Consider the following 14,006-nt stretch of genomic DNA (forward strand, 5'->3'; position numbering starts at 1 on the left):
CACAAAGAAACAAAAAATTAACAAAGAATGGCATTTTTTAATATTCAGAACATCCTAATTGACACTTAATGTGGTTATTTTCTCTTTCTATGCGTGTTTATGATGCTTTCTTGAATACACTCACGTGTAAAACGAAGAAGCATAACGAATAAATTCACTTTAATAATGCATAATTTAGAATAAAAATGCACGTTTTATGCACTGTGCGTGTATTCTTTCTCAACGGGAAAATTAGAATAAAAACGCACGCACTCTAATTTTAGCAAAATAGCATTTATATCTAATGATAAATTTAATAAGAATCAAAATAAAAATAAAAAACTCACAAAACCAGAAATACCAGAATATAAACAAAGCTTGATAACTTGCATCTTTCTAGGAAGCTTGTCATAACTAATGGCTGGAAAATTTGTAAGGATACAAAATGAGCAAGCTGTACGTTGGATCAGAAGTTGGTCAACTTCGACGAGTTCTATTAAATCGCCCTGAACGCGCCCTAACCCACTTAACTCCGTCAAACTGTCATGAGTTGCTATTTGATGACGTTCTTGCTGTAGAAGCGGCAGGTGAAGAGCACGATGCATTCGCACGTACGCTGCGCGAGCAAGACGTTGAAGTGCTTCTCCTCCACGATTTACTGGTCGAAACCCTCGCTGTTCCAGAAGCAAAACAATGGCTGCTGAACACTCAGATTTCTGACTTTCGTTACGGGCCAACCTTTGCGCGAGACCTACGCCAATACTTTTCAGAAATGGATGATGAACACCTTGCCTGCATCTTTTTAGGTGGCTTAGCTTACTCAGAGCTACCGATCTCCTCATCTTCTATGCTGCCAAAAATGAAGCGTCCTCTCGACTTTGTTATTGAGCCACTGCCTAATCACCTCTTTACTCGTGATACCTCATGCTGGGTTTATGGCGGCGTTTCTCTTAACCCGATGATGATGCCTGCACGCCAACGTGAAACAAACCACTTACGTGCGATTTATCGTTGGCACCCAATTTTTGCTGGCCAAGATTTTATCAAATACTTCGGTGACGATGATCTGCATTATGATAATGCGAATGTCGAAGGCGGTGATGTGTTGGTTATTGGTAAAGGTGCAGTTCTTATCGGTATGTCTGAGCGTACGACCGCGCAAGGCGTAGAGAACCTTGCAGCAAGCCTATTTAAAGCAGGCCAAGCGACCGAAGTGATTGCAATTGATCTGCCTAAACACCGCTCATGTATGCATTTAGACACCGTGATGACCCATATGGATGTAGATACTTTCTCTGTCTACCCTGAGATCATGCGCAAAGATCTCGACACATGGCGCTTAACACCAAAAGGCAACGGTGAAATGCATGTTGAAGCCTCACATAACTATCTGCACGCGATTGAGTCCGCTCTTGGCTTAGATCAGCTGAAAATCATCACCACTGGTGGCGACAGCTATGAAGCGGAACGCGAACAATGGAATGACGCCAATAACGTTCTAACTGTAAAACCGGGCGTAGTAATTGGTTACGAACGCAACGTATACACCAACGAAAAATACGATAAAGCTGGCATCAAAGTACTGACAGTACCTGGTAACGAGCTTGGTCGTGGTCGCGGTGGCGCTCGCTGTATGAGCTGTCCAATAGAACGAGACGATATATAACTTACTCGTCCCTTTACATTAGGTGAATCAAAACTAAGGTTGATGTGAATACATCAACCTTTTTTAGCTTTAATTAAAAATAATTATTCACAATAAAAGCATTTATATGTTTTAATGAATTCTATTAATCTAATCACATGTACTAAGGGACGAGCTATGGCTTTCAATTTACGTAACCGCAACTTTTTGAAGCTATTGGACTTCTCAACCAAAGAAATCCAGTTTTTGCTCGAACTGTCTGCAGAGCTGAAAAAAGCTAAATATGCAGGAACAGAGCAGAAGACACTTCAAGGTAAAAACATCGCACTAATCTTTGAGAAATCTTCGACTCGTACCCGATGTGCGTTTGAAGTCGCTGCCTTTGACCAAGGTGCTCAAGTCTCTTACATCGGCCCTTCTGGCTCGCAGATCGGTCATAAGGAATCGATGAAAGACACCGCTCGCGTCCTTGGTCGTATGTACGACGGGATTGAATACCGAGGCTTTGGCCAATCCATTGTTGAAGAGCTTGGTACTTATGCTGGTGTTCCAGTGTGGAATGGTTTAACGGATGAGTTCCACCCAACCCAGAGCCTTGCTGACTTCCTGACCATGCAAGAGCACGGCCGTGGTAAACAGCTACATGAAATAACCTTCGCTTACCTAGGTGATGCACGCAACAACATGGGTAACTCACTTATGGTGGGCGCAGCGAAAATGGGCATGGATATTCGCCTTGTCGCGCCAAAAGCGTTCTGGCCTGAAAAAGAGCTCGTGGCAACTTGTCAAACTATCGCGCAACAAACCGGTGCAAAAATCACGTTAACAGAAAGCGTTGAGGAAGGTGTGAAAGGTTGTGACTTCCTATACACCGACGTTTGGGTGTCTATGGGTGAGTCTGCCGAGGCATGGGATGAACGTGTAGCGTTAATGACACCTTATCAAATCAATATGAACGTGATTAAGCAAACGGGCAATCAACATGTGAAATTCATGCACTGCCTTCCAGCTTTCCACAATGATGAAACCACCGTCGGCAAAGAAGTCGCTGAAAAATACGGTATGAAAGGCCTTGAAGTAACAGAAGAGGTATTTGAATCGGAATACTCCATCGTATTCGACGAAGCTGAAAACCGTATGCATACCATCAAAGCCGTAATGGTTGCGACGCTAGGAAGCTAACCAGCGCGCAAAAACAGCCGCTAAAAACCATGATGTAATCGCTTGCGCTCACGAAAGTTAAGCGTATAATGCTCGGCAATTTGTCTGAGGATTAAGAAATGACCACGCTGATTGCTGACTTAAAAACGCGATTTGCTCTCGCTAAGCGACTACGCTTACGTGGTGTTATTTTCGTTAATTCTATTGAATTTTAAAACCTCCCCATTGGGGAGGTTTTTTTATGTCCAAAATTCCTTTCGGTTATTTGGATGTAGTCATCAATGTTATAGGGAAGAAGATCATGGCGAACTCGCTTTACCAGAAGCACATCATCTCTATTCCAGAGCTTTCACGCGAAGAACTGGAACTTATCGTAGAAACAGCAGGTAGCCTTAAAAAAGCACCTCGACCAGAACTGATTAAAAACAAAGTCGTTGCAAGTTGTTTCTTTGAACCATCAACACGTACACGTTTATCGTTTGAAACAGCGATTCAGCGCATTGGTGGTGACGTGATTGGCTTTGATAATGATGGTAATACCTCTCTGGCGAAAAAAGGCGAAACACTCGCAGATTCAGTACAAGTCATCTCTTCTTACGTCGATGCCTTTGTGATGCGTCATCCACAAGAAGGCGCCGCTCGCTTGGCCTCTGAATTTTCAAATGGCGTGCCAGTGATCAACGCGGGCGACGGTGCAAACCAACACCCAACTCAAACGCTACTCGACCTATACACCATCGCGGAAACACAAGGACGTCTAGACAACCTGAACGTCGCATTCGTAGGTGACCTAAAATATGGCCGCACAGTGCACTCACTGACTCAAGCCTTAGCAAAGTTTAACAACATCCGCTTCTTCTTTGTTGCACCAGATGCGCTGGCAATGCCAGATTACATCTGCGAAGAACTAGACGAAGCTGGCATTCAATATAGCCTACACACAGACATGGAAAGTGTGATTCCTGAACTGGATATTCTGTACATGACACGCGTACAGAAAGAACGCTTTGACGAATCGGAATACGCTCATATTAAGTCGGCTTACATCCTAACGGCGGCACTACTAGAAGGCGCGCGTGAGAACTTGAAAGTACTGCACCCACTACCACGTGTGGATGAAATCACAACTGATGTTGATAAAACGCCTCATGCTTACTTCTTCCAGCAAGCTCAAAATGGCGTGTATGCTCGCCAAGCACTGCTGGCGCTTGTTCTAAACGAAACACTGTAATCGAGGGGAAAAATCATGGCTAAAGAAACTCAATTGCAGGTAGAAGCAATCAAAAATGGTACGGTCATCGACCACATCCCTGCGCAGATCGGCATCAAAGTATTAAGACTGTTCGATATGCACAATTCATCACAACGCGTAACGATTGGACTGAACTTGCCATCATCAGCACTCGGTCATAAAGATCTACTCAAAATCGAAAATGTGTTTATCAATGAAGAGCAAGCGAGCAAGCTAGCGTTGTATGCTCCTCACGCGACCGTGAATCAAATCGAGAATTATGAAGTGGTGAAAAAGCTCGCGTTAGAGCTTCCTGAGCGCATCAATGATGTATTTGAATGCCCGAATTCAAACTGTATTTCTCATAATGAACCAGTAGAAAGCAGCTTTAGCGTGTTCGAGAAAAAACAAGAAATCCGCCTAAAGTGTAAATACTGCGAGAAAGTGTTCTCACGCGAGATCGTAACCGAGCGATAAACACGCCGCACGACTAGGCTGTGATACGTTTAAAATACCCTGCAATGTCAGGGTATTTTGCTCTTTACCTACCGAGGGTTTAGAGGCAAACTGAGAATCTTTATTCCCTACAACTGATGGAAAAAATCAAATGACGAAAGTACTTCACACTGAGTCTGCACCAGCAGCAATCGGTCCTTACGTTCAAGGCGTAGATCTAGGTAACATGGTTCTTACTTCTGGCCAAATCCCAGTAAACCCAGCGACAGGTGAAGTGTCTGCTGATATCGCAGAACAAGCTCGTCAGTCTCTAGAAAACGTAAAGGCTGTAGTTGAATCTTCAGGTCTTAAAGTATCTGATATTGTAAAGCTAACGGTTTTTGTTAAAGACCTAAATGACTTTGGCACAGTGAACGAAGTTTACGGCAAGTTCTTTGATGAGCACGGCGTAGCAAACTACCCTGCACGCTCTTGTGTAGAAGTGGCTCGCCTACCAAAAGATGTTGGCATCGAGATTGAAGCAATTGCAGTTCGCAAATAATTGCACTTGCTGACAAACATAAAAAAACGGGTAGCTCAGGCTACCCGTTTTTTATTGTCTTTTCGTGATGATATCGCAGTAAAACTTAAGCAGCGTTGCGCTGTTTGACTTCTTCATCTAACGATTCAAGCTTCTCTTTCATCTGTTCACGACAGATATTCGCTAACTCGCGAATGCCCTCTTTACCATAGCCTTCAGTGCTGATTGGAGGTAGCATTTCAACAATCACATGACCATTGTTCCAACGGTTCAGCTTAATTTTATTCGTCGAGCTACATACGATAGGAATGATTGGCACACCTGCACCAATTGCCGCATGAAAAGCACCTGTTTTGAATGGAAGCAAACCACGCCCACGAGAACGCGTGCCTTCTGGGAACATCCACACAGAAACATCACTTTCTTTCATACTGCTCACGACCTGATCGATAGTACCTTTTGCTTTAGAACGATTCGCTCGGTCAATCAGAATGTTACCCGTAAGCCAGTAAAGCTGACCAAACAGTGGCATCCAAGCCAAGCTCTTTTTACCTACTGTCACAACTTTCGGAGTCACAGCCGCAGAAACAGTAAACATGTCCCAGTTGTTCTGGTGGTTAGCAATGTAAACATGTTGGCCGCGTGAATACGCATCTTCAGGGATACGTAACTCTAACTTAATCCCAAACACACGAGACATCTTGGCAAACAAACGGCCAAAAGTGAAAACGTGCTTAGGGTTTCTAGGGCTTAATAGGCAGTAACCACAACCACCAATAAACATAACAATCGCAAAGATAGCGACAGCAAATACACGTAACAGTGCAATCATTCTTGTTCTCCAGGAACCGGCTTTTGCCAGATACAGCTATTAATATCTCTCTTTCCATAAAGGGAAAATATGGTCATGAGAGTGATATAAAAAAGCCGAAACTCAGGTTTCGGCTCTCTTGATATCCAAGTTACCTGCGGTGCAGTTTAACTTGCCTAGCTCACTCGCTCAATATTTGCGCCAAGTGCAGCCAGTTTATTTTCGATTTTGTCGTAACCACGGTCGATATGGTAAATACGATCAACGACGGTTTCGCCTTTAGCAATGCAACCTGCAATAACCAAACTAGCCGAAGCTCGTAGATCGGTTGCCATCACTTGCGCACCGCTGAGTGACTCAACATCACCACAGATAACCGTATTGCCTTCGATCTCAGCTTTAGCGCCCATACGCATGAGTTCTGGTACGTGCATAAAGCGGTTTTCAAAGATAGTCTCTGTGATCACGCCGCCACCTTTCGCCATCATGTTCAGAAGCGTAAATTGAGCTTGCATATCCGTCGGGAAACCAGGATGTGGCGCAGTACGTACACTTACCGCTTTTAGCTCGCGGTCGGTCATATCAACGGAGATCCAATCTTCACCCGTTTCGACAAGCGCGCCAGCTTCTTCCAGCTTGGCGAGAACCGCTTCAAGCAAATGAGCATTAGTGTTGCGACATACCACTTTACCGCCAGATACTGCTGCTGCGACAAGGAATGTTCCCGTCTCAATACGGTCAGCAACCACGTTGTGTTTACAACCGCCTAAGCGCTCAACACCTTCAATCGTAATGGTATCTGTGCCAGCGCCAGAGATTTTTGCGCCAAGCTTATTTAGGAAATCAGCGGTATCGACGATTTCAGGCTCACGCGCAGCGTTATCTAGTGTTGTTGTGCCTTCCGCCAGCGCTGCGGCACACATGATGGTGATCGTCGCGCCTACGCTGACTTTATCCATCACGATGTGCGCGCCTTTTAGACGACCATCCACTTCTGCTTTCACATAACCATCTTCTAATGTAATGGTTGCGCCAAGCTGCTCTAAACCAGAAATATGCAGATCCACAGGACGGGCACCGATGGCACAACCGCCTGGTAAAGAAACCTGACCTTGACCAAAGCGCGCCACCAAAGGACCTAAAGCCCAAATAGAAGCACGCATGGTTTTCACTAAATCATAAGGCGCGCAGTATTCTGTAATACTGCTTGGATCAACATGAACAGAGCCATTGCGGCTTACTTTCGCGCCTAAACGCTTAAGCAATTCCATGGTTGTGTCGATATCACGAAGGTGTGGTACGTTTGCCACTTCTACTGGCTCTTCCGCCAAGATAGACGCAAATAAAATCGGCAGTGCTGCGTTTTTTGCACCTGAAATGGTCACTTCACCAACTAGTGGTTTATCTGACCCAATAACTCGAAACTTTTCCATCAATAAACCTTAAAGCGACATCAATTTCTTATCACGAGCCCACTCTTCTGGTGTGAACGCTTTGATTGATAATGCGTGAATGTCGTTACGCTGGATGTATTCCATCAGAGGAGCATAAATTAGCTGCTGCTTCTTAACGCGGCTCATTCCATCGAAACAAGCATCAACAGCAACCACTTCATAGTGGCTACCTTCACCTTTCACATGCACTTCTTGAAGGTTTAGTGCTTCTTCTAATAACTGTTGTACTTTTGCGCTATCCACAATTTACCCCTGATAATTCTGTATGTGTTTGGCCACTAAAGATTCAACATTGCTCAGTTGAAACAAAGTGCGCAGTTGCGCCGGCACGAAACTGAGCATTATATGACAGTTTTGCTTTTTTGCATGCTCTAATAAGTGGATTAACATCACCATTCCTGCAGAGTCGACGCGCTCTATCTCTTTTAGCGAGCATTCCAGATCCGATTGAGCAGGTTGCCATTGCTGTGCATACGCCCACAATGAAGGCACTGTATCTCTATCAAGTGCCCCTGTTAGCTTAAGAATGTTTTGATCCAATTGCCACTGAGCGGGAGTCTGGGCCATTATTTCTTCGCCTCGAAGCGGATCGGTTCTGCGGCCAATTTTTCTAGGTCTTTAGCAACAGATAGAATACCTTCTTGACGAATTTTACTGTTCCATTCAGATTGTTTACTAGAAAGCAAACTAATGCCCTCTGCAATCATATCGAATGCTTCCCACTCACCAGACTGGTTGTCTTTACGCAGTTTAAACTCAAGTTTGATGTTTGGACGCGGAGTATCGATGATATCAACTTTAATGCTTGTAATACGCTTAGAGTCATCAATGCTAGGCTCAGGACCAAACTCAATTTTTTGGTCAGAGTATTGCGTCAACACTTGTGCATAAGACGCAATCAGGTACGCACGAAATGCATCGATAAACTCAAGTACATCTTCACGCTTAGCACCTTTTAAGTTTGGACCAAGAAGTTTTAACCCTGCATAGCGGTAGTTGACGTAAGGCATTAGCTCTTCTTCAACGATCACTTTAAGTAAATTTGGATCTTGTTTGATTTTCGGCTGTTCGGCTTTCAATCTTTCGAACGTGACTTCAGCTACCTGCTTCATCATCTTATAAGGTTCAGTTTTATCCACCTCTGCTGCAGTTGTTCCAAAGACGCTAAACACAGCACAAACTGAAAGTAGTAATCTCGCTAACATAGTTATTCCTTACTTGAGTCGTCTGAACCACCTACGCTGTATAGTACTTGACCAATTAAGTCTTCAAGCACAAGCGCCGATTTGGTGTCTTCGATGGTATCACCATCCACCAGCATGACTTCATCATCAAAAACGAAGCCAGGTACTAAACCAATGTATTGCTCACCAATCAGGCCAGATGTCAAAATTTGTACGCTCGACGTTTCTGGGAACTGATTGTATTTGCTATTGATAGATAGTGTTACAACTGGCAATAAGTTGTCTGGGTTAAGCGAAATACTACTTACTCGACCAATCACAACGCCCCCCACTTTTACGGGAGAACGAACTTTTAAACTGCCAATATTATCGAACTCGGCTTTGAGGGTATAAGTATCACCAGAGCCAATGCTTTTTACGTCAGCAACTTGAAAAATCATCACAAGAATCGCGCAAATTCCCGCTAATACAAAGCTGCCAACCCATAATTCAGTTTTACGTGTTTGTTGCATGATTAATTCCCAAACATCAATGCGGTCAGTACAAAGTCTAATCCTAGTACTGCTAAAGAAGAATGCACAACAGTGCGCGTAGTTGCTCGGCTGATCCCTTCCGATGTTGGAATAGCATCATAACCGTTAAATAGAGCGACCCAAGTAACCGTAATTGCAAACGCAAAACATTTGATCATACTGTTACCAATGTCTTGCCCTAGCTCAACAGAGGACTGCATCGCTGACCAAAAACTGCCGTGATCAACGCCTTTCCAGTCAACACCAACAAGCTGAGCGCCCCAAATTCCCACAGCCATGAAAATCATAGCCAGTAAAGGCATTGAGATAACCCCAGCCCAAAACCGTGGTGCAATCACTCGTTTCAATGGGTCTACCGCCATCATTTCAAGGCTAGACAGTTGTTCCGTTGCTTTCATTAGACCTATCTCTGCGGTTAACGCAGAACCGGCACGACCAGCAAACAAAAGTGCAGTAACAACAGGTCCTAATTCACGGAGTAAAGAAAGCGCCACCATTTGCCCCAAACTGCCTTCTGCGCCGTAATCCACCAATACAACATAGCCTTGTAGACTCAAAACCATTCCAATGAACAGACCAGATACGACGATGATCGCCAGCGACTGAACACCAACAGAATAAAGTTGCTTAACAAGCAGAGGAAAGCTTTTGATCGGTTGTGGCTTAGAAAATAGCGCCCCAATCAGCATGAAAGTCGCACGACCAAATGCTCCGCAAATAGAAAGCGTGCGTCGACCCAGCGAGGCGACAAAGTGAATGAAGTTATCGACCATCAAATAAGTCCTTTTCGATACTTTGAGAAGGGAAACGAAACGGTACAGGACCGTCGGCATCACCTTGTAAGAACTGCTGGACACGAGGATCAGAGTTTTGAGTCAGCTCTTCTGGCATACCATAGGCGATGATTTTTCCATCGGCCATCAGGTATACCCAGTCAGCAATACTCATGACTTCAGGTACGTCGTGAGAAACCACAATAGAGGTCAAACCTAACGCTTGGTTTAGATTGCTAATTAGCTCAACCAAAACGCCCATAGTGATTGGGTCTTGCCCCACAAACGGCTCATCGTACATGATCAGGTCAGGATCAAGTGCGATTGCACGAGCCAAAGCAGCGCGTCTTGCCATACCACCTGAAAGCTCACTCGGCATTAATTGCGCCGCGCCGCGCAGACCGACAGCTTCGAGCTTGAGTAACACCATGGTGCGAATCAAATCTTCCGATAAATCGGTATGCTCTCTCAATGGAAAGGCGACATTATCAAAAACATTCAAATCAGTGAATAAAGCCCCTGACTGGAACAACATGCTCATTTTCTTTCGAGCATGGTAGAGTTTTTTACGCGAGAGAGAGGGAATATTGTCGCCATCAAACCAGATCTCTCCTTGCTCGGGATACAACTGACCACCAATCAAACGCAGCAGTGTTGTTTTACCAATTCCCGATGGTCCCATAATGGCCGTCACTTTGCCCTCAGGAACATGCAGATCAATATCATCAAAGATCATGCGTTCTCCCCGTGAAAAAGTGAGGTTGTTCACGGTGACTAAATCGTTGTTCGACATATCATCTCTTCTACTGTAGGAGCGTTGCAACTCACGGAATCATCAAGCAGATACTAATCGGAGTTGAATTCTACGTTTAATAAAGTAACGTCGGTACATTTATTAGGCTGCAATCATAAGCACATTGGCGTTGAATTTAAAGCACTGTTCAATTAAATAAAGTCGACTATATCCCTGCAATTTCTCATGGTTTATGACCTAATTAGCACGAAGTGTTTAAATCCTAGACCAGAATTGCTCATTTAAATGAGTGAGATTTACATACATTTTCGTTACTAACCTTTAATTTATTCTTCGTTTATCTTCCATTTTAGGCCGCAAAAGGTCAAAATTAGCGGTTATTCATTTTACTTATTTAATACTTAGGAATTCTCATGCTCGAAGCCGTTGCGTTGCTTATAGTCGGTCTTGTTTTGCTTGTTTGGAGTGCAGATAAACTTGTTTTTGGCTCTGCAGCGATAGCCCGCAACGTCGGTATTTCCCCGCTTGTCATCGGCATGACAATCCTTGCGATGGGCTCATCCGCCCCTGAGATGATGGTATCTGCAACCGCTGCTTGGGATGGCAAAACAGATACAGCGGTGGGTAACGTATTAGGCTCCAACATAGCGAACATTGCGTTAATCCTAGGTATTACAGCGCTGATCAAGCCTTTGTCGATTAGCTCCGCCGTCATCCGCCGAGAACTTCCACTCATGATAGCCGTAACCGTACTCGCTGGTATTCTGCTTTGGAATAGCCATCTCGGTTTTTATGAGGGTGTCTTATTGTTTGTACTCTTTGGGGCATTTTTATTTGCTATGTTGCAAATCAGCCGCAAAGAGCAAAAATCAGGTGATGTTTTTCTTGATGACCAAGAGTCAGAGATCCCAGAAGGCGTCAGTAACCCTAAAGCAATCATGTGGGTGGTTATTGGCTTGATACTGCTTCCTTTGGCAGCCAGCATGCTGGTTGATAACGCGGTAATTATTGCTAAACACTTTGGTATGAGCGACCTTGTTATCGGTCTAACTATTATCGCCATTGGCACTAGCCTGCCAGAACTAGCCGCATCACTTGCGGGAGTTTTAAAGGGTGAAAACGACATGGCTGTCGGTAACATTATCGGTTCGAATGTGTTTAACATTCTGGCGGTAATGGGGATTCCTGGCATCATTAATCCATCGGTGCTCAGTGAGTACGCGATGGGACGTGACTTCTGGGTCATGTTAGGCGTTTCATTGTTACTTGTCGCGATGTGTTTGGGTAAATCACGCAGTATTAACCGTATTGAAGGTGCCATCTTGTTTGTGTGCTTCTTAGGTTACCAAGTGTACTTATTCGCAAACATGACCGCTTAATTACCACGATCAATAAGTAGAGATCTGATATGTCCAATCAATTTGATTTTCGCGCTGCTGCTAAACAAGTTCTTGATATCGAAGTTGCTGCTCTGCAAGAGCTTGATACCTACTTTGATGATCAATTTGAAAAAGCGTGTGAACTTATCCTTTCCAACAACGGCAAAGTTGTCGTTATGGGTATTGGCAAGTCAGGCCATATTGGTAACAAGATTGCCGCCACTCTGGCAAGCACTGGGACTTCGGCGTTTTTCGTTCATCCAGGCGAAGCCGCACATGGTGACTTGGGTATGATTAGCCCTGGTGACATTGTGCTGGCAATTTCTAACTCTGGTGAATCAAACGAAATTCTGTCTCTATTTCCAGTATTAAAGCGCCTGAATATTAAGATTATCAGCATGACAGGTAAGCCAGAATCAAATATGGCCAAGCTGTCTGACTTACACCTGCAAATTACGGTACCTCAAGAAGCTTGTCCGTTAGGCCTGGCGCCAACTAGCAGTACGACTGCCACATTAGTGATGGGAGATGCATTAGCCGTAGCTCTGCTTCAAGCTCGTGGTTTTTCTGCCGAAGATTTTGCCCTATCTCACCCAGGTGGTGCACTGGGGAGAAAACTGCTACTTAAGTTGTCTGATATTATGCACTTTGGAGAAGCGTTACCTAAAGTTTCTCCTGACGCATTAATTCGCGATGCCCTGCTTGAAATTTCAGAAAAGGGGTTAGGCATGACAGCCATCGTCGATGAGCACGATGCTATGCTTGGTATATTCACCGATGGTGATTTACGTCGTACCTTAGACAAGCGTATCGATATTCATACGACGGCAATTGGCGAGGTCATGACGACAAACCCAACCACAGCACACCCTGATATGCTGGCGGTTGAAGGTTTGAACTTGATGCAGAATAAAAACATTAACGCTCTGATTTTATGTAAAGACGAAAAAATTGTGGGTGCACTGAACATGCACGATTTACTAAAAGCTGGCGTGATGTAATATCAGCACAAACATTTAAATCATTTATTAGACGAATAAAGGCAATGGTCAGGGAAGTACTGAGCTAAACGATAGGCCTTCATTATATGAGTTTTACTCGCCTTATTTATTTGCTCTTGATCTTCGTTGTAGCGTGGTGCGGTTATTACCTACTAACCCCTAAAGGCAACGACGCAATTCAAGTAGCACCAGATTCTGAACTGCCCATGTTCAGTGGTTCTGGATTAGAAAACATCACCTACGGTGAAGATGGTGTCCGCAGTTACATCATTCGCTCCACTAACTTAGACCATTATGCTAAGAGTGGAGATACTATTTTTAATAACCCGACTTTGATGGTTTACCGTGAAGGTAGCGTCATTGAATGGAAGGTGACTGCCACAAGAGCAGTGTTAGATGAAGACCAAGTTTTGACTTTATATGACAAAGTCTTAATGCAAAATCTTCTGCCTGGTGCGAGTTTTGATACCATGGCAACAGACAAATTGGTCATTAATCTAACCAATCGTGATTTTAAAGCTGACCAACAAGTGATGTTGGTTGGACCACAATTTGAAACTACTGGAGGCGCAATGCAAGGCAACTTAAAACAGCATACTGCGACTCTGACAGATGAAGTTCAAGGTCGATATGAAACCGTTACACCTTAGCCTACTGGCACTGGTATTGGCGGCGCCTCAAGCGCTGGCACTCAAGTCGGATACTCAACAGCCGGTTTACATAAACTCAGACACCCAACAGGTGGATATGAAGAGTAACCAGGTTGTTTTTGAAGGCGATGTATCTCTTAAGCAAGGGAGCATCAATATCGATGCTGATAGAATCGTGGTAACTCGCGATCCTAAAACCGAAGCAATTAAACAGATTCAAGCATTTGGTAAACCTGCGAAGTTTTCTCAGCTGATGGACGATGGTAAAACACTTAGTGGTCAAGCTACGGAATTGGATTACCGTATTTCTACAGACGAACTGACCATGAAAGGTCAAGCGCAGCTGGCGCAAGACAACAACACCATCAAAGGTTCTTCGATTCGTTACCAAATTGGTAAACAAAAGCTAGTCGCAGATAGCTCTAAGGAAGAGCGCGTTACGACCATTTTGCAACCCAATCAGATAGAGAACTAA

The 14,006-nt window shown here is 44.2% G+C and carries 17 protein-coding genes; 9 read left to right on the forward strand and 8 right to left on the reverse strand.

Annotated elements, in window-relative coordinates; genetic code table 11:
* Nucleotides 1-424 precede the first annotated feature (424 nt).
* The 5 genes from arcA to R7E78_RS17850 all read left to right on the forward strand — a co-directional run bounded on the left by arcA (nt 425) and on the right by R7E78_RS17850 (nt 5,013).
* Nucleotides 425-1,645 (forward strand): arginine deiminase, encoded by a 1,221-nt coding sequence (arcA, locus tag R7E78_RS17830; RefSeq protein WP_005381082.1) that lies wholly within the window; start codon nt 425-427, stop codon nt 1,643-1,645.
* Nucleotides 1,646-1,801: 156 nt separating this feature from the next.
* Complete coding sequence (gene argF / locus R7E78_RS17835; protein ID WP_262640657.1) at nt 1,802-2,806, forward strand: ornithine carbamoyltransferase; 1,005 nt, start codon at nt 1,802-1,804, stop codon at nt 2,804-2,806.
* Between the two features lie 280 nt (nt 2,807-3,086).
* Nucleotides 3,087-4,016, forward strand: coding sequence for an aspartate carbamoyltransferase (gene pyrB, locus R7E78_RS17840; RefSeq protein ID WP_005381085.1), 930 nt, complete (start codon nt 3,087-3,089; stop codon nt 4,014-4,016).
* Between the two features lie 15 nt (nt 4,017-4,031).
* Nucleotides 4,032-4,493, forward strand: a complete 462-nt coding sequence (pyrI, locus tag R7E78_RS17845; RefSeq protein ID WP_005381086.1) for an aspartate carbamoyltransferase regulatory subunit — start codon at nt 4,032-4,034, stop codon at nt 4,491-4,493.
* Between the two features lie 130 nt (nt 4,494-4,623).
* Nucleotides 4,624-5,013, forward strand: a complete 390-nt coding sequence (locus R7E78_RS17850; RefSeq protein WP_005381087.1) for a RidA family protein — start codon at nt 4,624-4,626, stop codon at nt 5,011-5,013.
* Between the two features lie 85 nt (nt 5,014-5,098).
* On the opposite strand, the gene R7E78_RS17855 is transcribed toward R7E78_RS17850, so the two are convergent.
* From R7E78_RS17855 to mlaF, 8 genes are all read right to left on the reverse strand, one after another.
* Entirely contained in the window at nt 5,099-5,824 is a 726-nt protein-coding gene (locus R7E78_RS17855) for a 1-acylglycerol-3-phosphate O-acyltransferase (RefSeq protein WP_005381088.1), read from the reverse strand.
* 155 nt (nt 5,825-5,979) lie between these two features.
* Complete coding sequence (gene murA, locus R7E78_RS17860; protein ID WP_005388419.1) at nt 5,980-7,236, reverse strand: UDP-N-acetylglucosamine 1-carboxyvinyltransferase; 1,257 nt, start codon at nt 7,234-7,236, stop codon at nt 5,980-5,982.
* Nucleotides 7,237-7,245: 9 nt separating this feature from the next.
* Nucleotides 7,246-7,500, reverse strand: coding sequence for a BolA family iron metabolism protein IbaG (gene ibaG, locus R7E78_RS17865; protein WP_005381092.1), 255 nt, complete (start codon nt 7,498-7,500; stop codon nt 7,246-7,248).
* 3 nt (nt 7,501-7,503) lie between these two features.
* Nucleotides 7,504-7,824 (reverse strand): lipid asymmetry maintenance protein MlaB, encoded by a 321-nt coding sequence (locus R7E78_RS17870; protein ID WP_258625497.1) that lies wholly within the window; start codon nt 7,822-7,824, stop codon nt 7,504-7,506.
* Nucleotides 7,824-8,462, reverse strand: a complete 639-nt coding sequence (gene mlaC, locus R7E78_RS17875; RefSeq protein ID WP_033907408.1) for a phospholipid-binding protein MlaC — start codon at nt 8,460-8,462, stop codon at nt 7,824-7,826. The genes R7E78_RS17870 and mlaC overlap by 1 nt, the downstream gene beginning before the upstream one ends.
* Before the next feature lie 2 nt (nt 8,463-8,464).
* A complete protein-coding gene (gene mlaD, locus R7E78_RS17880) occupies nt 8,465-8,953 on the reverse strand; it encodes an outer membrane lipid asymmetry maintenance protein MlaD (protein ID WP_005381099.1) in 489 nt (162 codons plus the stop codon).
* 2 nt (nt 8,954-8,955) lie between these two features.
* Nucleotides 8,956-9,747 (reverse strand): lipid asymmetry maintenance ABC transporter permease subunit MlaE, encoded by a 792-nt coding sequence (gene mlaE, locus R7E78_RS17885; RefSeq protein ID WP_025767616.1) that lies wholly within the window; start codon nt 9,745-9,747, stop codon nt 8,956-8,958.
* Nucleotides 9,737-10,540 (reverse strand): phospholipid ABC transporter ATP-binding protein MlaF, encoded by an 804-nt coding sequence (gene mlaF / locus R7E78_RS17890; protein ID WP_262640656.1) that lies wholly within the window; start codon nt 10,538-10,540, stop codon nt 9,737-9,739. The genes mlaE and mlaF overlap by 11 nt, the downstream gene beginning before the upstream one ends.
* A 374-nt stretch (nt 10,541-10,914) precedes the next feature.
* Here mlaF and R7E78_RS17895 point away from each other — a divergent pair, with 374 nt between their 5' ends.
* The 4 genes from R7E78_RS17895 (at nt 10,915) to lptA (ending at nt 14,006) form a co-directional block, all read left to right on the forward strand.
* Nucleotides 10,915-11,880 carry a calcium/sodium antiporter gene (locus tag R7E78_RS17895; protein WP_318058118.1) on the forward strand — a complete coding sequence of 322 codons (966 nt, stop codon included), beginning with the start codon at nt 10,915-10,917 and terminating at the stop codon, nt 11,878-11,880.
* Nucleotides 11,881-11,909: 29 nt separating this feature from the next.
* A complete protein-coding gene (kdsD, locus tag R7E78_RS17900; protein ID WP_005381104.1) occupies nt 11,910-12,881 on the forward strand; it encodes an arabinose-5-phosphate isomerase KdsD in 972 nt (323 codons plus the stop codon).
* Nucleotides 12,882-12,967: 86 nt separating this feature from the next.
* The gene (lptC, locus tag R7E78_RS17905) at nt 12,968-13,531 is read left to right on the forward strand and encodes an LPS export ABC transporter periplasmic protein LptC (RefSeq protein ID WP_005381106.1); all 564 of its coding nucleotides are present in this window, start codon (nt 12,968-12,970) and stop codon (nt 13,529-13,531) included.
* Nucleotides 13,512-14,006, forward strand: a complete 495-nt coding sequence (gene lptA / locus R7E78_RS17910; RefSeq protein ID WP_005381109.1) for a lipopolysaccharide transport periplasmic protein LptA — start codon at nt 13,512-13,514, stop codon at nt 14,004-14,006. The genes lptC and lptA overlap by 20 nt, the downstream gene beginning before the upstream one ends.

The organism is Vibrio sp. YT-19(2023) (genome assembly GCF_033337395.1).